Here is a 15315-nt window from a genome sequence, read left to right on the forward strand (position 1 = left end):
TACATCCGCACGATAGGGTGGGCGCGGGGGAGTGCAAGATGACGATTTCGGAAGACGCGGAGCCCGAGGCGATCCACATGACGGAGGACCGGCGCTTCCTCGGGCACCCGGTCGGGCTCGGCTATCTGGCGTTTACCGAGGCGTGGGAGCGCTTCTCCTTCTACGGGATGCAGGCGCTGCTCGTGCTCTACATGACGAAGGAGCTTCTGCTTCCGGGGCACGTCGAGAACGTGGCATTGTTCAAGCCGTTCAGTGCGCTCTACGGCGGCATCGAGGGGCAGGCGCTCGCCTCGGCGATCTTCGGCACCTATGCGGCGAGCGTCTACCTGACGCCGATCCTCGGCGGCTTCCTCGCCGACCGCGTGCTCGGCAAGCGGCGCACGGTGCTGCTCGGCGCGGTGACGATGGCGCTCGGCCATTTCCTGATGGCGTTCGAGGCGGCGTTCCTGTTCGCGCTGCTGTGCCTCGTGCTCGGCAGCGGCATGTTCAAGGGCAACATCGCGAGCCAGGTCGGCGCGCTCTACGGCCCCGGCGACCTCCGGCGCGCGGATGCGTTCCAGATCTTCTACCTCGGCATCAACGCGGGCGTCATCGCCTCGCCGCTCGTCGTCGGCACGCTCGGCGAGACGGTCGGCTGGCACTGGGGCTTCGGCGCGGCGGGGGTCGGGATGCTGATCGCGCTTGCCATCTACCTCGCCGGGCAGAAGCACCTGCCGCGCGAGCATTTCGCGCCGCAGGGCAAGCATACCGCAGCCGCGCCGAAGCTGGAGGCGGGCGACTGGCCGGCGGTGATCGCGCTGCTGCTGCTGATCCCCGTGCTTGCCGTCGCGATCGTGCCCAACAACCAGATCTTCAACGCCTATCTCGTCTGGGGCGACCAGCAGTTCGATCTCGTCTTCATGGGCGAGAAACTGCCGACGACATGGCTCGTCACACTGGATGCCGTGGTCAGCGTCAGCTTCCTCGCGCTCGTTGCGCTGTTCTACCGCTGGTACGGCAAGCGCCGGCGGGAACCCGACGAGATCACCAAGATCATCATCGGCTCGGCCTTCTCGGTGGGCGGCATGTTCTGCCTCTACATGGCGGCGGAAACGCAGGGCGCGGGGCAGAAGATCGGGCTCGCGTGGCCGGTCGCCTTCCATGTCATCAACAGCATCGGCTTCGCGCACATGCTCCCCGTGAGCCTCGCGCTGTTCGCCAAGGTCGCGCCGAAGGCGATCAACGCCACGGTGATCGGCCTCTACTACCTCGCCTTCTTCACCGCGAACGCCCTCGTGGGCTGGATCGGCGGCTTCTACGAGACGATGCGGACGACCGAGTTCTGGCTGCTCCATGCCGGGCTTGCCGCCGGTTCGGGCATGGTGTTCGTGCTCTTCAAGCTGTTCATGGGCCGCCGCCTCGCCGTTCAGGGCTGAACGTCGATCAATCCCGACACGCTTTTGGCAGGCGCTTGATTGTGCGGGTGCGACGATGTGCCTGCCTGATCCGAACCCGGTCCTGCTGCGGATCGACGGTTCCTGCACCGCCCCGCGGGACACGACCCGGATCGCCTCGCATCGTTTCCTCCAGTCCCTTCATACGTCGGGGAAATTTACAATTTTCAAATCATGTGCCCTGACAAATCTTGTATCTATTTGTAAAATAAATGTTTTTCATATTGGCATCAAGCTTGCTTTCGGAAATGCGGCTCGGCTTTGGCCTGAGAAACAGGAGGACGTTCATGAAGTTTATTACGCGTACAAAATTGCTGGCAGCAGCGACCGTGAGCGCTTTGGCGCTGGCGGCGCTTCCGGGCTCCGCCAATGCAGGAGCAGTGCTGACCTCGTCGAATGGTCTGGTCCGGATCGGTCTTCAGGACACCGGCGAGATCAATTACACCAGTATCGGCATCGGATACAATTTCAGCGGTCAGGGTGGCCGCACCGGTTTCCAGGATGCGCTGTCGCCCGGCTGCCCATGCGAGGCATGGGGCGTCTCGGCGAACGGTCTCGGCGGCCAGGTCGGCCAATCGACCGGAAACCAGTTCATAGGCTTCACATCCACGGAATCCGCTCCCGGCAGCTTCACGTCCAACACGTACCTCAATCGGGCCGGCCTTACCGGTCTTACGATCTCGCACAGCGTGACCGAGGCCGCATCGACGTCGACAGGCGCCCTCTTCGGCATGACCGTCACGCTTACCAACGGAACCGGCGCGGACCTTTCGAATGTGCGCTATGCGCGGGTCATGGACTGGGACGTTCCGCCCACGGAGTTTGCCGAGCTTGTCACCCACGTCGGAACCGGGACGACCTCCACGCTTATCCGCTCGACCGATGACGGATTCGCGAACGCGAACCCGGAAACCGCGCAGTTCAATTCGGGTATCATGTCCGGCACCGTCAACACCGACTTCAGCGTCAAGGGACCCGCGGACCACGGTTCCTTGTTCGTTTTCGATTTCGGAACGCTTCTTGTCGGTGAGAGCTATACGTTCGACATCTTCTACGGCGCCGGTGCCAACAAGGCGGATGCGCTGTCGCTTCTGTCGCTGATTTCGCCCGAACTCTACTCTCTGGGTCAGTCGTCGGGTCCTGCGTCCGACACGCTTCCGACCTTCGTCTTCGCATTCAGCGGCGTTGGCGGCGATGTCGTCGTGCCTCCTCCCCCGCCGCCGCCGACCGGCGTGCCGGAGCCGGCAGCCCTTGCCCTGTTCGGGCTCGGTCTGGCCGGTCTCGGCCTGATGCGTCGCCGCAAGGCAGCTTAAAGTATACAACAAGGGGGCGGCCCTTCGGCCGCCCCTATTTATCGAACGACAAGCGATCAGGCGCCGGCGGGCGGGTCCGCCGGCGCCTTCGTTTTCAGCGCGCGGAGGCGAGGGAGGATATTTCCGTGCGCCGAAGGTCGAAGCCGCGCGCCGTCATGGCCGCGCGCGTCATGTCGAGGATGGACTTGCGCGCCGTCTCCGGCGTGCCACCGCCGAGCGGCGCGGGATCGTATTCGAGCGCGAGCTGGATCATCTCCGCGACGTCGCGGCCGTGCAGCTTCTCGACGATGCGGAAGGCGAAGTCGATTCCGGCGGTGACGCCGCCGCCCGAGATGCGGTCGCGGTCCTCGACGACGCGCTCCGCGACCGGGATCGCGCCGAAGCCGGCCAGCAGGTCGCGCCATGCCCAGTGGCATCCGGCCCGATAGCCGGTCATCAGCCCGGCGGCGGCGAGGACCAGCGAGCCGGTGCAGACGCTGGTGACGAAGCGGGCGCTCCCGGCCTGCTTCCTGAGCCATGCGAGGGCGGTTTCGTCCTGCATCACCGCGGCGGTGCCGTAGCCGCCCGGCACGCAGATCATGTCGAGCTGCGGGCAGTCCTCGAAGGTCGCCGTCGGCAGGAAGGTGAGGCCGCAATCGTCGCGGATCGGCGCCATGTCCTTCCACACGAAATGCAGCTTCGCGCCCGGCATACGCGCCAGCACCTGCGCGGGGCCGGTCATGTCGAGCTGGGTCAGCTCGGGGTAGAGCAGGAAGCCGATGTGGAATGTCCCGGTCATGGCACGTGTCCTTCGCGTTGTCGGATGCTTCTAGGGAGTTGCCGGATTGGCGGAAATGACAATAACCTGTATAATTCTGCCATGCGGACCGTACTCCTCGTCTTTCCGGGCTTCCAGCTTCTCGATCTTTCGGGCCCCGCCGCCGTGTTCGGCGCTGTCGCGGAGGGGCTCGGGAACGGGGACGAGGTGGTCACGGTTTCGGGGCAGGGCGGGCCGGTGATGTCGAGCTGCGGCGTCGCCGTCTCGACACTCCCGCTGCCGGCGTTCGATGCGGTCGACACGCTGCTCGTGGTCGGCGGCGACGGCCCCGGTCTCCGGGCGCTGATGGAGGACGGGCGGACCGGCGAATGGTTCCGGCAGGGCGCGGCGACGGCCCGCCGCTACGGCTCGATCTGCACGGGCGCCTTCGCGCTCGCGGCGTGGGGGCTGACCGACGGCCGCCGCGTCGCCACGCACTGGAACGGCGCCGGGCTGCTGTCCGAAGGGTTCCCGGGAACGACGGTCGATGCCGACGCGATGTTCGTGGAGGACGGTGCGCTGTGGACCTCGGCGGGCGTCACCGCGGGGATCGACATGGCGCTGGCGATGGTGGAGCGCGACCACGGGCCGCGCCTCGCCAACGCCATCGCGCGGCGGCTGGTGCTGTCGGTGCGCCGCCCCGGCAACCAGTCGCAATATTCGCCGCTGCTCCGCGCGCAGGCGAAAGCCGCCGGGCGCTACGCCGATCTCGTCGGCTACATCGCGGCCAACCTCGACCAGAGGCTCGACGTGGAGTCGCTCGCCGCGCGTGCCCGCGAGACGCCGCGCAGCTTCCACCGCAACTTCCGCGAGGCGACCGGCAAGACGCCCGCGGCTTTCGTCACGGCGGCACGGCTGGACCGCGCCCGCGCGCTGCTCGGCGAAGGCGCGGCGGTGAAGGCCGCCGCCGCGGCGTGCGGCTTTTCCTCGCCCGAGCATTTCGCGAAAAGCTTTTCGGGCGCCTTCGGCCTGTCGCCCGCCGCGTGGCGCGCGCTGAACGCTACTGCGTCTGCACCGCCTCGCCGGTGATCAGGTAGCCGCCTTCGAGGAAGCGCGCGACCTCGTCGGCGGCCGGGTGGCCGAACGCCTTGTATTTCGCGCGCAGGGACGTGCAGCGCTCGCCGGGGATGCGGTCGAGGCCGCTGTCGTTCAGCGTGAGGAGGTCGGCCTCCAGCGCGGCGGCGAGGTCGCTGCCGTAGCATTGCCGCGCGGCCTCCTGAAACGCGGCGGCGTAGCGATAGGCGTCGCCCTCGGCGTAGCTCATCGCCAGCGTCAGCGCGGGCGCGAGCGTCAGCCACGGTTGCAGCGCCGGGTTGATCGCGTGTCCCGCCACGCTCTCCGCGATGCCGTGCCGCCCGGTGAAGGCGCGCAGGTGCAGGAAGCGCGACATGCGCGGGCCGTCGTTGACGGGGTAGTTGTCCCACAGCACGGGTTTGCGGCGGAGCTGCTCCGCGACGCCGTCGAGGTGGCCGCGCGTGAACTCGCGGCTGCACACCTCCTCTCCGGTCCAGAACACGTCCACCGCCGGATCGAGCAGGCGGCCGAGGTCCTCGAGGTAGTGCGCGGGCCGGGCGCCGAACACGCGGTCGAGCACGGGATCGTCGCTGTAGTAGCTCGGGCACATCAGCATCCGGGCGGGGAGCGCGGCGGCGGCGTGGTGCACGATTTCGGCCTGGGTTTCGGCAAGGCCCGGAATGTCGCCGCGCATGTCGTCGAACAGGACGGCGACGATGTCGGGGGCGAGCGCGCCGATCGCCTTCAGCCGCGCGGTGAGCGCCGCCTTGCCGTCGCCGGTCCAGTCGTTGTGCAACTCGTAGGGCGTGAGGCCGACGCCGAAGGCGACGCCCGCCGCGCGGCAGGCGCTCGCGAAGCGCGCCAGTGCGTCCATCGTTTCGGCGGGATGGTCTTCCCGCCACCGGCGGCGCAGACAGGCGTCGGCCTTCGGGGCGTAGATGAAGAACGAGAAGCCGTGCGGCGCGAGGGTTCGCATCACGTGCTCCCGCTCCGCCCAAGTCCAGGGCTCTCCGAAATAGCCTTCGACGAGGCCGAGCGGCGGGATCGTTCCTGTCATGGCGGGATCGTGTAGCGGCTTTCGAGGGGATGGCAAAGGCGAGGGGACCGTGCGACACAGGCGCCGTGAGCCAGCCTGCGCCGTCCGTTCCGTTTGCCGAAGCCGCCCGGGTGTGGGCGCGCATCGGCATCCTGTCGTTCGGCGGCCCGGCGGCGCAGATCGCGCTGATGCACCGCGTGCTCGTCGACGAGCAAAAATGGGTGGGCGAGGCGCAGTTCCTGCACGCGCTCAACTTCTGCATGTTGCTGCCGGGGCCGGAGGCGCAGCAACTCGCGACCTACGTGGGCTGGCTGCTGCACGGCGTGCGCGGCGGGCTCGTCGCGGGGCTGCTGTTCATCCTGCCGGGGATGCTCCTCATGCTCGGCCTGTCGGTGCTCTACGTGACGCTCGGGCAGGTGCCCGCGGTGGCGGGGCTGCTGTTCGGCCTGAAGGCGGCGGTGCTCGTCATCGTCGTGGAGGCGCTGGAGCGCGTCGGCAGCCGGGCGCTCGGCTCGGGCATCGCGCGGCTGCTCGCCGTGCTCGCCTTCGCGGCGCTGTTCCTGTTCGGCGTGCCGTTTCCGGTCGTCGTGCTGGCGGCGGGGCTGATCGGCTACGTCGCGGGGCGGCGCGGCTCGACGGTGTTCGCCCGCGCGCCGGGCGATGCCGCGCTCGACGAGACGCCGCGGCGCAGCGCGCCGCTTGCGATCCTCGGCATTGCGGCCCTCTGGCTCGCGCCGCTGGCGCTGCTGTGGCTCGTCCTGCCCGGCGGCGTCTACGCGGAGATCGCGCGCTTCTTCTCGTGGCTGGCGGTGATCACCTTCGGCGGCGCATACGCGGTGCTTTCCTATATGACGGACGTGGTCGTCGGCAGCTTCGGCTGGCTGCGCCCGCACGAGATGATGGACGCGCTCGGCCTTGCGGAAACGACGCCGGGCCCGCTGATCCTCGTCACCCAGTTCGTCGGCTTCGTCGCGGCGTGGCGGGAGAACGGCGGGTCGGTCGGCGCGGGCATCCTCGGCGCGCTGCTGACGACGTGGGTGACGTTCGCGCCGTGCTTCCTGTGGATCTTCGTGGGCGCGCCCTATGTGGAGCGGCTGCGCGGCAACCGGGCGCTCGCAAGCGCGCTCGCGGCGATCACGGCGGCGGTGGTCGGCGTCATCGCCAATCTCGGCGTCTGGTTCGGCGTGCACTTCCTGTTCGCGCGCACCGTGCGCCTCGATGCCGGGCCGTTCGACGCGGCGCTGCCGGACTGGGCCAGCCTCGACGCCGCCGCGCTGGTGCTCACCGTGCTGCTCGGCGTCATCGCGTGGCGCTGGAGGATCGGCATCGGCCGGCTGTTGCTGATCGGCATCGCGCTCGGGCTCGCCGTCCGGGCCGTGCTTTAGGCATCGACCCCGCCACCGGGCGGCGATATAGCGCCGGACATGCGCAGCCTGATCCCTTTCATCCTGCTCACCGCCGCGCCTGCCGCTGCGCAGCAGGCGGCGGAAGTGCCGGGCGTTCCTGCCGAATGGTTCGCCGCGAAGGAGAGCGCGGCCGCATCTCGCGCGCCCGACCTCGATGCGCTGACCAAGGAGGTGCTCGACCGTGCCCGCTGGTCGACGACGACGCAGGCGTGCGAGACGCTCACGAAGGCGGAGCCCTACGGGCTTCAGTCCGCCACCGCCGACCGGCTGGTGAGCGAGGGGCTGAAGGCGGGCGCGTTCGTCGGCGCGTGGACCTTCTATGCGCGCATAGACTGCGCCGAAACGCCGCTGCTGCGCTACATGTACATCGCCGAGAGCGACGGGCGGCACCTGCTGCTGGTGGTGAACCGCGGCGAGGCGATCTCGACGCCGAGCCAGATGCGCGAGACCAGCAGGATCGCCGCGAAGGCCGCCTATGACCGCGCGAAGCAGCAGCAGCCCGCGTGCGAGGTGACGAGCGTCGGGATGCGGCAGACGCGGATCGCGGCCACGGACGGCGATCTTTCGCCCATGCAGTTCGGCACGCGCTTCGCGGGCGGCTGGAGCGAGGCGTGGGACTTTGTGGCTTGCGGTCGCCGCACGACCGTGACAGTCCGGTTCGACGCCGACGGCAAGGGCGGCGCTTCGGCGCGCGTGACGGACGTCACGCTGTCCTGAGCCGGGCGATGGGGATTACGGAGAGGTTATGACGGACAAGCCGACGCTGGACGCCTGGAAGGCGCTCGCCGACAAGGAAGTGAAGGGCAAGAGCCTCGACTGGGAGACGCCCGAGGGCATCACCGTGAAGCCGCTCTACACGGCGGAGGACGTGACCGCCGATCCCGGCCTTCCGGGCTTCGCGCCGTTCACGCGCGGCGTGCGCGCCTCCATGTACGCGGGGCGCCCGTGGACGATCCGCCAGTACGCGGGCTTCTCGACCGCCGAGGAATCGAACGCCTTCTACCGCCGCAACCTCGCGGCCGGACAGAAGGGGCTGTCGGTCGCGTTCGACCTCGCCACGCACCGCGGCTACGATTCGGACCATCCGCGCGTCGTCGGCGACGTCGGCAAGGCGGGCGTCGCCATCGACTCGGTCGAGGACATGAAGATCCTGTTCGACGGCATCCCGCTCGACCAGATGTCCGTGTCGATGACCATGAACGGCGCGGTGATCCCGATCCTCGCCTTCTTCATCGTCGCGGGCGAGGAGCAGGGCGTCGACCGGAAGCTGCTCGACGGGACCATCCAGAACGACATCCTCAAGGAGTTCATGGTCCGCAACACCTACATCTACCCGCCCGAGCCCTCGATGCGGATCATCTCCGACATCTTCGGCTACACCTCACGGGAGATGCCGAAGTTCAACTCGATCTCGATTTCCGGCTACCACATGCAGGAAGCCGGCGCGACGCAGGTGCAGGAGCTGGCCTTCACCATCGCGGACGGCGCGGAATACGTGCGCTACGGCGTCGCCTCGGGCCTCGACATCGACAAGTTCGCGGGGCGGCTCAGCTTCTTCTTCGCCATCGGCATGAACTTCTTCATGGAAGTCGCCAAGCTGCGCGCCGCGCGCGTGCTCTGGCACCGGGTTATGACGAACCTCGGCGCGAAGGACGAGCGCTCGAAGATGCTGCGCACGCACTGCCAGACCTCGGGCGTGTCGCTGACGGAGCAGGACCCGTACAACAACGTCATCCGCACCACGATCGAGGCGATGGCGGCGATGCTGGGCGGCACGCAGTCGCTGCACACCAACGCGCTCGACGAGGCGATCGCGCTGCCCACCGACTTCTCGGCCCGCATCGCGCGCAACACGCAGATCGTGATCCAGGAAGAGACGGGGATGACCAAGGTCGTCGATCCGCTCGGCGGCTCCTACTACGTGGAGGCGCTGACGCAGGAACTCGTCGACAAGGCGTGGGAGATCATCGAGCGCGTCGAATCCGAAGGCGGCATGGCGAAGGCCGTGGCGGCGGGCTGGCCGAAGGCGATGATCGAGGAAGCCGCCGCGGCGCGGCAGGCGCGCGTCGACCGCGCCGAGGACGTGATCGTCGGCGTCAACAAGTATCGCCTTGCGAACGAGGACCTGCTGGAAACGCTGGAAGTCGACAACACCAAGGTCCGCGAGGCGCAGATCGCCCGCATCAACGCCGTGAAGGCGGCGCGCGACGAGACGGCCTGCCGCGCCGCGCTCGATGCGCTGCGCGCGGGCGCCGCGAAGCCCTCCAGCATCGGGAACAACCTGCTCGCGCTCGCCGTGGACGCGGCGCGCGCGCGTGCCACGCTCGGCGAGATCTCGTCGGCGATGGAGGAAAGCTTCAAGCGCTACGGCACCGTGCCGACGCCGGTGAAGGGCGTCTACGCGGCGCCCTACAAGGGCGATCCCCGCTGGGAGCAGGTGGTGGACGGCGTCAGGGCCGTCGAGCGCCGCATGGGGCGGAAGCCGAAGCTGCTCGTCGCCAAGATGGGGCAGGACGGGCACGACCGCGGCGCCAACGTCATCGCGTCGGCCTTCGGCGACATGGGCTTCGACGTGGTCTCCGGGCCATTGTTCCAGACGCCGGAGGAGACGGTGGTGCTCGCGCTCGAGACCGGCGTCGATGTCGTCGGCGCCTCGTCGCTCGCCGCCGGTCACAAGACGCTGATCCCCGAGCTCATCAACCGCCTGCGCGCCGAGGGGCGCAGCGACATCAAGGTGATCGCGGGCGGCGTCATCCCGCCGCAGGATTATGATTTCCTGCGCGATGCGGGCGTTCAGGGCATCTACGGACCCGGCACCAACGTGGTGGAGTGCGCGGCCGACGTGCTGCGCCTGCTCGGCCACAACATGCCGCCCGCGGGGCTTGCCGAGGCGGCGGAGTAGGGAGTCGGCGCCTGCCGGTTATCGCTCGGCGGCGGCCTTGCGCCGTCCGACGATGAGTCCGGCAAGGCCGAAGCCGAGCAGGGCGAATACGCCCGACAGCGGCGGCTTCAGGACCATGCTCGCGAAGGTCGCGGCATCCGGCAGGACAGCGGGTACGGCCTCGCCGGTGATCGTGGCGCTGCCCGAGGCGACGACGATGCGGCCCTGCTCGGCGATCATCTCGTTGTCCGCGAGCCGCGCGGCGTTGGTGGGCGCGGACCGGTTGGCGAAGAACGTCACGAGCCCCGGCGCACGGTTCACGAAGCGGTTCGCGATGACGCGGACGGGGCCCGGCGGGTTCGCATAACTGCCGCCCTTGCGCATTTCGAAGCCGTAAGCGATGGCCGTGCAGCAATTGTCGGGATGGGGGCCTTTCACGAGAAGATTGCTGCTGATCGTCGCGGCGCCGCCTTGCGGCAGGTCGATGAGGTAGGATGCCGAGCCGTTCGTGTCGTCGATGCGGTTGCGGGTGATGAGGGTCTCCAGCGCGCGCGACTTGATGTAGTGTCCGCGCGCGCCGCGCTCGAAGTGCGAGTCCGTCACGACGAGCCGCGCGATTCCGTTCGCGTAGACTGCATGGCCGACATGGTCGCGCCCGCGGCTCTCCGTCCCGGTGAAGCGCGAACCGCGGACCGTGACGACGCTTCCCGGCACGCTGTCGGTCAGAATGCCCATCTCGTTGCCGTAGAACCGCGAGTCCCGGACGGTCAGGTTTCGCCCTTCGGCGCGGATTCCGGCGCCGTTGCCGTCGGGGACGCGCGCGCCTTCGAAGGCGATGCCCGCAACCGTCACGTCGTTGCCGGAAATGACGAACAGGCCCTTTCGGCCGACGGCCGCGCCGCGCACCACGACGCTGCCCGGCAGCGCGCTTTCCGCTGCGCGGATCGTCAGGCGGTCGGCATGGAAATGCGCGCCTTCATGGAAGCCGGGGGCGAGCACGATCGTATCGCCGGGCCTTGCGGCGTGCGCGGCTTGGGTGAGGGTCGCGTAGGTGCTGTTCGCGCCGACCGTGAGCGTTGCCGCCGATGCGCCGGCCGAGCCGGTTGCCAGCGCCGCTGCCAGAACGAGTCTGAATGCCATGTCCGTCGACCTCGTCGCTGCCGTCATGCCGCGCGAGACCCCCGACCGCGCGGTCTGCTCATGCCCCGCGAATGATGACGGTTTCAATCGCGCCGTCCCCGGAAGCCCGGCCAGCCGTATAGCGGACGGGATGTTACGCATCCGTTTCCCGCCGTGCGCGTATCCAGCGCCGAACATAGCGGGCGGCCGACACCAGCGTCAGAAAACTCGCCGCGATCATCAGCGCTTGCAGCAGGAGGGGCGTTTTCAGAACGCCCGGCAGCGGCAGCAGGATCAGCGCCACGAGCACCATCTGCGCGGCGTTCCCGGCCTTTCCGAACGGGCCGGGTTCGAGCTCGTCGGCATGGCCGCGCACGCGGGCCCAGACGCCGGCGGCGAGCACGAAGCCCTCGCGCGCCGCGACGACGAGCGCGAACCAGCCCGGCAGCAGCCCCGTCCACCAGAGGAGCGCAACGGCGGTGCCGACGAGCAGCTTGTCGGCGACCGGGTCCATCAGCCGCCCGAACGTCGTGACGCTGTGCCACCGCCGGGCGATCCAGCCGTCGATCGCGTCGGTGGCGGCGGCGACGGCGAAGATGATGCCCGCGCGTGTCAGGTCGCCCGCGATCAGGCACAGCGCCATCGGCGGCACCAGCAGCAGGCGCAGCACGGTGAGCAGGTTCGGGATGTTGATAGGGCGCCTCCCGTGCTGTTTTAGTCGCCAGTATCGTCCGCGCACGATAGACGAGGCATGAACGCCATGCACGCCCGTGCCCGGTCTTTTTGGAGGAAACCATGTTCCTGACGCTCAGCGAAACCGTGTCGGTCGCGCCGCAGATCTCGCCCGAGGATGTCGGCGCGGCGAAGGCGGCGGGGTTCACCGCGATCATCAACAACCGGCCCGACGGCGAGGCGCCCGATCAGCCGCCGGGCGAGGTCATTGCGGCTGCGGCGGCGGCGGAAGGGCTCGCCTACGCTCATATCCCGATGTCGCACGGCGGCATCACGCCGGACATGATCGAGGCCGTGCGCAAGGCGCTGGAAGGGCAGCGCACGCTGATGTTCTGCCGTTCCGGCACGCGCTCGACGATGCTCTGGGGGCTCGCCGAAGCCTCGACCGGCAAGGACGCCGACGCGCTCGCCGAGGCCGCGCGCGCCGCCGGATACGACCTGTCGCCGATCCACGGCGTCATGCGGCAGATGGCGGCGCGGTAGCGGACATGCTCGTCCAGACGCTGGTCTCGGTCGGCGGCATAGCGCTCGTGGTGGTGCTGGCGCGCTGGCTCGGCGTGCGGCGTCCTGCGGCGGGCCTCGATACCGGCACGGCGGCGACTCTCGCGGCGGGCGCCATCGCCGGGTTCGAGGCGGGCGAGGTCGCGCTCGATCCGGGCGGCGGCGGCGCGCTGGTTTCGGGGCGGGACGGGCGGTTCGCGCTCATCAAGCCGCACGGCGCGCAGTGGACGGTGCGCGGCCTCGCCCCGCCGGTGCGCGCGACTGTCGAAAACGCCGACTTGATCGTGGACAGCGGCGATCCCATGTTCGGCGCGGTTCGCCTGCGGATCGGCGCGGCGGCGGCGGAAACGCTTGCCGCGCGGTTGCGGGCCGCTGCCGGATAACGCCCATGCAACTGCCCGATCCCGTCGCCCTCGCCATTCCCGCGTTCATCCTGCTGATGGCGGCGGAAGTGCTCTGGGTCCGCTTCGGCGGACGCGGCGAATACGAATGGCGCGACACCGCCACGTCGCTCGTCATGGGCTTCGGCAGCACGATCGCCGGGCTCATCACCGGCGGCGCCGTCGTGGCGGCCGCTTACGGGCTGCACCGGTTCGCGATTCTCGACCTCGGCTGGCACTGGTGGGTGTTCGCGCTCTGCATCCTCGGCGACGATCTCGCCTACTACGTGTTCCACCGGAGCGCGCACCGCGTGCGCTGGTTCTGGGCGGGCCACGTCATCCACCATTCGAGCCAGCACTATAACCTCTCGACCGCGCTGCGGCAGACGTGGACCGGGTTCATCGCGCTGTCGTTCATCTTCCGGATGCCGCTGTTCCTCGTGTTCGACCCGGCGATGGTGTTCTTCGCGTCCGCCATCAACCTCGTCTACCAGTTCTGGATCCACACCGAGGTGGTGGGCCGGATGCCGCGCTGGTTCGAGGCGGTGATGAACACGCCCTCGCACCACCGCGTCCACCACGCGACGAACCCGCGCTACCTCGACAAGAACTACGCGGGCATGTTCATCATCTGGGACAAGCTCTTCGGCACGTTCGAGCCGGAACGCAACGACGAGCCGTGCCGCTACGGCATCGTCAAGAACCTCGGCAGCTTCAACGTGCTGTGGACGGCGTTCCACGAATGGGTCGGCATCGCGAAGGACGTGTGGCACGCGCCCACGTGGACGGCGCGCTGGAACTACGTCGCGAAGCCGCCGGGCTGGAGCCACGACGGCAGCCGCGACACGTCCGAGACGATCAGGGCGCGCTGGGAGGAGCGGCAGGCGCGGCTCGCGGCGGAGCCCGCCGAATGATCTCCATCGGGCGCGGGCTCGCCATCGACGCGGGCGAGATCGCGCTCAGCTTCATCCGCGCGAGCGGGCCGGGCGGGCAGAACGTCAACAAGGTCTCGACGGCGGTCGAGCTTCGCTTCGATCTCGCCGGCTCGCCGTCGCTGCCCGAGGCGGTGAAGCGCCGCGCCGCGCGGCTCGCCGGACGGCGGCTGACGGCGGAGGGTGTCATCGTGCTGCGCGCCGAGCGCTTCCGCACGCAGGAGATGAACCGCGAGGACGCCGAGGCGCGGCTGGTGGCGCTGCTCTCCGAAGCCGCCGTGCCGCCGACGCCGCGCGTTAAGACGAAGCCGAGCAGGGCCGCGAAGGCGCGCCGCACCGACGCCAAGACCGGGCGCGGCAAGGTGAAGGCGCTGCGCCGCAAACCCGCGGACATCTGAAAAGGAGAGGGGCAGCGTGGTCGCCCACGCCGCCCCGGGATTTTACGCAGGTACTGAACTCAGTAGTTGTAGGCGCGTTCGCCGTGTTCGCCGAGGTCGAGACCCTCGCGCTCCACTTCCTCGGAGACGCGCAGGCCGGTGACGAGCTTGGCCACGGTGAAGGCGATCGCCGAACCCACCGTTACCCAGATGATGGCGACCACGACCGCCTGGACCTGGATGATGAGCTGGGCACCGAACACGTAGTCGTCACCGCCCGGTCCGCCGAGGGCGGGGAGCATGGTGACGGCCGTCAGGATCGAGCCGATGATGCCGCCGACCGCGTGGATGCCGAAGGCGTCCAGCGATTCGTCGATGCCGAGCTTCGGCTTGATGGTCATCACGAAGATGCAGCACAGCACGCCCGCCACGACGCCGAGCAGGATCGCGCCCATCGGGCCCGAGTTGCCTGCCGCCGGGGTGATCGCAACGAGACCCGCGATCGCGCCGGAGCACGCGCCGAGCAGCGACGGCTTGTGGCCGAGCACCTTCTCGGTGAGCATCCAGAACAGGATGGCGGCAGCGGTGGCGACGAAGGTGTTGATGAGCGCGAGGCCCGCGCCGCCGCTGGCGCCGAGCGCCGAGCCGGCGTTGAAGCCGAACCAGCCCACCCACAGCAGGCCCGTGCCGATCAGGGTCATGGTCAGCGAGTGCGGGGCCATGATCTCCTTCTGGTAGCCGATGCGCTTGCCGAGGATGATCGCGCCGACCAGCGCCGAGACGCCGGCGTTGATGTGCACGACCGTGCCGCCCGCGAAGTCAAGCGCACCCCATTCGAAGATCAGGCCGCCTTCCGCCCAGACCATGTGCGCGAGCGGGTAGTAGACCAGCGGCAGCCACAGGGCCACGAAGATCAGGACGGCGCTGAACTTGGCGCGTTCGACAATGCCGCCGATGACGAGCGCGGCGGTGATCGCCGAGAAGGTCATCTGGAAGGCGACGAACACGAATTCCGGGATGGTCCCGGACAGCGAGTCCGACGTGATCCCGGCCATGAACGCCTTGTTGAAGCTGGCCATGAAGGCGCCGCCGCCGTCACCGAAGGCCATCGAGTAGCCGAAGATCACCCACATGAGCATCGCGAGGCTCGCGACCGCCGTGACCTGGGTGAGCACCGACAGCATGTTCTTGGTGCGCACGAGGCCGCCGTAGAACAGCGCGAGGCCGGGAACGATCATGGCCATGACGAGAACGGTGGCGACGATCATCCAGGCGGTGTCGCCGGTGTCGAGGACCGGTTCCGCGTCCTGCGCGAAGGCCGGCAGTGAAAACAGCAGGGGGGCGCCGAAAGCCAGCGCGCGTCCTGCCCATCCAAGAGTTGGTTTCATTCCTTAC

Annotated in this window: 15 protein-coding genes; 10 read left to right on the top strand and 5 right to left on the bottom strand. The window is 68.8% G+C overall.

The genetic code is table 11. The features are described 5' to 3' along the window. The first annotated feature begins 38 nt into the window (after window positions 1-38). The gene (locus tag PE061_RS11380; protein WP_271255404.1) at window positions 39-1415 is read left to right on the top strand and encodes a peptide MFS transporter; all 1377 of its coding nucleotides are present in this window, start codon (window positions 39-41) and stop codon (window positions 1413-1415) included. 305 nt (window positions 1416-1720) lie between these two features. Further along, entirely contained in the window at window positions 1721-2746 is a 1026-nt protein-coding gene (locus tag PE061_RS11385; protein WP_271255405.1) for a PEP-CTERM sorting domain-containing protein, read from the top strand. Between the two features lie 94 nt (window positions 2747-2840). On the opposite strand, the gene PE061_RS11390 is transcribed toward PE061_RS11385, so the two are convergent. After that, on the bottom strand, window positions 2841-3524 hold the full coding sequence (locus PE061_RS11390; RefSeq protein WP_271255406.1) for a DJ-1/PfpI family protein: 684 nt from the start codon (window positions 3522-3524) through the stop codon (window positions 2841-2843). Window positions 3525-3605: 81 nt separating this feature from the next. On the opposite strand from PE061_RS11390, the gene PE061_RS11395 reads away from it, so the two are divergent. After that, a complete protein-coding gene (locus PE061_RS11395) occupies window positions 3606-4571 on the top strand; it encodes a GlxA family transcriptional regulator (RefSeq protein ID WP_271255407.1) in 966 nt (321 codons plus the stop codon). Here the strand turns inward: PE061_RS11395 and PE061_RS11400 are convergent. Continuing rightward, window positions 4543-5613, bottom strand: coding sequence for a beta-N-acetylglucosaminidase domain-containing protein (locus tag PE061_RS11400; protein WP_271255408.1), 1071 nt, complete (start codon window positions 5611-5613; stop codon window positions 4543-4545). The two genes, PE061_RS11395 and PE061_RS11400, sit on opposite strands and share 29 nt — an antisense overlap. 29 nt (window positions 5614-5642) lie before the next feature. On the opposite strand from PE061_RS11400, the gene chrA reads away from it, so the two are divergent. The 3 genes from chrA to scpA are packed head-to-tail and all read left to right on the top strand — an operon-like array spanning window position 5643 to window position 9900. Further along, window positions 5643-6977: a chromate efflux transporter gene (chrA, locus tag PE061_RS11405; protein WP_420794298.1), complete on the top strand. Its 1335-nt coding sequence runs from the start codon at window positions 5643-5645 to the stop codon at window positions 6975-6977. Between the two features lie 39 nt (window positions 6978-7016). After that, window positions 7017-7715, top strand: a complete 699-nt coding sequence (locus PE061_RS11410; protein ID WP_271255410.1) for a hypothetical protein — start codon at window positions 7017-7019, stop codon at window positions 7713-7715. 28 nt (window positions 7716-7743) lie between these two features. Continuing rightward, a complete protein-coding gene (scpA, locus tag PE061_RS11415; protein ID WP_271255411.1) occupies window positions 7744-9900 on the top strand; it encodes a methylmalonyl-CoA mutase in 2157 nt (718 codons plus the stop codon). Between the two features lie 18 nt (window positions 9901-9918). Here the strand turns inward: scpA and PE061_RS11420 are convergent, their stop codons facing one another. Beyond that, window positions 9919-11019: a right-handed parallel beta-helix repeat-containing protein gene (locus PE061_RS11420; protein ID WP_271255412.1), complete on the bottom strand. Its 1101-nt coding sequence runs from the start codon at window positions 11017-11019 to the stop codon at window positions 9919-9921. 133 nt (window positions 11020-11152) lie between these two features. Continuing rightward, a complete protein-coding gene (locus tag PE061_RS11425; protein ID WP_271255413.1) occupies window positions 11153-11764 on the bottom strand; it encodes a CDP-alcohol phosphatidyltransferase family protein in 612 nt (203 codons plus the stop codon). 29 nt (window positions 11765-11793) lie between these two features. Between PE061_RS11425 and PE061_RS11430 the strand changes: the two genes are divergently transcribed. Genes PE061_RS11430 through arfB form a run of 4 tightly spaced genes read left to right on the top strand, consistent with a single transcriptional unit; the run spans window position 11794 to window position 13941 of the window. Further along, window positions 11794-12213 carry a TIGR01244 family sulfur transferase gene (locus tag PE061_RS11430; protein WP_271255414.1) on the top strand — a complete coding sequence of 140 codons (420 nt, stop codon included), beginning with the start codon at window positions 11794-11796 and terminating at the stop codon, window positions 12211-12213. 5 nt (window positions 12214-12218) lie between these two features. Further along, the gene (locus PE061_RS11435; protein WP_271255415.1) at window positions 12219-12614 is read left to right on the top strand and encodes a hypothetical protein; all 396 of its coding nucleotides are present in this window, start codon (window positions 12219-12221) and stop codon (window positions 12612-12614) included. A gap of 5 nt (window positions 12615-12619) precedes the next feature. After that, window positions 12620-13525 carry a sterol desaturase family protein gene (locus PE061_RS11440; RefSeq protein ID WP_271255416.1) on the top strand — a complete coding sequence of 302 codons (906 nt, stop codon included), beginning with the start codon at window positions 12620-12622 and terminating at the stop codon, window positions 13523-13525. Then, window positions 13522-13941 (top strand): alternative ribosome rescue aminoacyl-tRNA hydrolase ArfB, encoded by a 420-nt coding sequence (gene arfB / locus PE061_RS11445; RefSeq protein WP_271255417.1) that lies wholly within the window; start codon window positions 13522-13524, stop codon window positions 13939-13941. The genes PE061_RS11440 and arfB overlap by 4 nt, the downstream gene beginning before the upstream one ends. A gap of 59 nt (window positions 13942-14000) precedes the next feature. On the opposite strand, the gene PE061_RS11450 is transcribed toward arfB, so the two are convergent. Further along, complete coding sequence (locus PE061_RS11450) at window positions 14001-15308, bottom strand: ammonium transporter (RefSeq protein WP_271255418.1); 1308 nt, start codon at window positions 15306-15308, stop codon at window positions 14001-14003. Window positions 15309-15315: the final 7 nt, after the last annotated feature.

This window comes from Sphingosinicella microcystinivorans (assembly GCF_027941835.1).
GTDB lineage: Bacteria > Pseudomonadota > Alphaproteobacteria > Sphingomonadales > Sphingomonadaceae > Sphingosinicella.

Coding starts and splice junctions, on each gene's coding strand:
- PE061_RS11380 (WP_271255404.1), top strand. CDS start 39: ATGACGATTTCGGAAGACGCGGAGCCCGAGGCGATCCACATGACGGAG.
- PE061_RS11385 (WP_271255405.1), top strand. CDS start 1,721: ATGAAGTTTATTACGCGTACAAAATTGCTGGCAGCAGCGACCGTGAGC.
- PE061_RS11390 (WP_271255406.1), bottom strand. CDS start 3,524: ATGACCGGGACATTCCACATCGGCTTCCTGCTCTACCCCGAGCTGACC.
- PE061_RS11395 (WP_271255407.1), top strand. CDS start 3,606: ATGCGGACCGTACTCCTCGTCTTTCCGGGCTTCCAGCTTCTCGATCTT.
- PE061_RS11400 (WP_271255408.1), bottom strand. CDS start 5,613: ATGACAGGAACGATCCCGCCGCTCGGCCTCGTCGAAGGCTATTTCGGA.
- chrA (WP_420794298.1), top strand. CDS start 5,643: ATGGCAAAGGCGAGGGGACCGTGCGACACAGGCGCCGTGAGCCAGCCT.
- PE061_RS11410 (WP_271255410.1), top strand. CDS start 7,017: ATGCGCAGCCTGATCCCTTTCATCCTGCTCACCGCCGCGCCTGCCGCT.
- scpA (WP_271255411.1), top strand. CDS start 7,744: ATGACGGACAAGCCGACGCTGGACGCCTGGAAGGCGCTCGCCGACAAG.
- PE061_RS11420 (WP_271255412.1), bottom strand. CDS start 11,019: ATGGCATTCAGACTCGTTCTGGCAGCGGCGCTGGCAACCGGCTCGGCC.
- PE061_RS11430 (WP_271255414.1), top strand. CDS start 11,794: ATGTTCCTGACGCTCAGCGAAACCGTGTCGGTCGCGCCGCAGATCTCG.
- PE061_RS11435 (WP_271255415.1), top strand. CDS start 12,219: ATGCTCGTCCAGACGCTGGTCTCGGTCGGCGGCATAGCGCTCGTGGTG.
- PE061_RS11440 (WP_271255416.1), top strand. CDS start 12,620: ATGCAACTGCCCGATCCCGTCGCCCTCGCCATTCCCGCGTTCATCCTG.
- arfB (WP_271255417.1), top strand. CDS start 13,522: ATGATCTCCATCGGGCGCGGGCTCGCCATCGACGCGGGCGAGATCGCG.
- PE061_RS11450 (WP_271255418.1), bottom strand. CDS start 15,308: ATGAAACCAACTCTTGGATGGGCAGGACGCGCGCTGGCTTTCGGCGCC.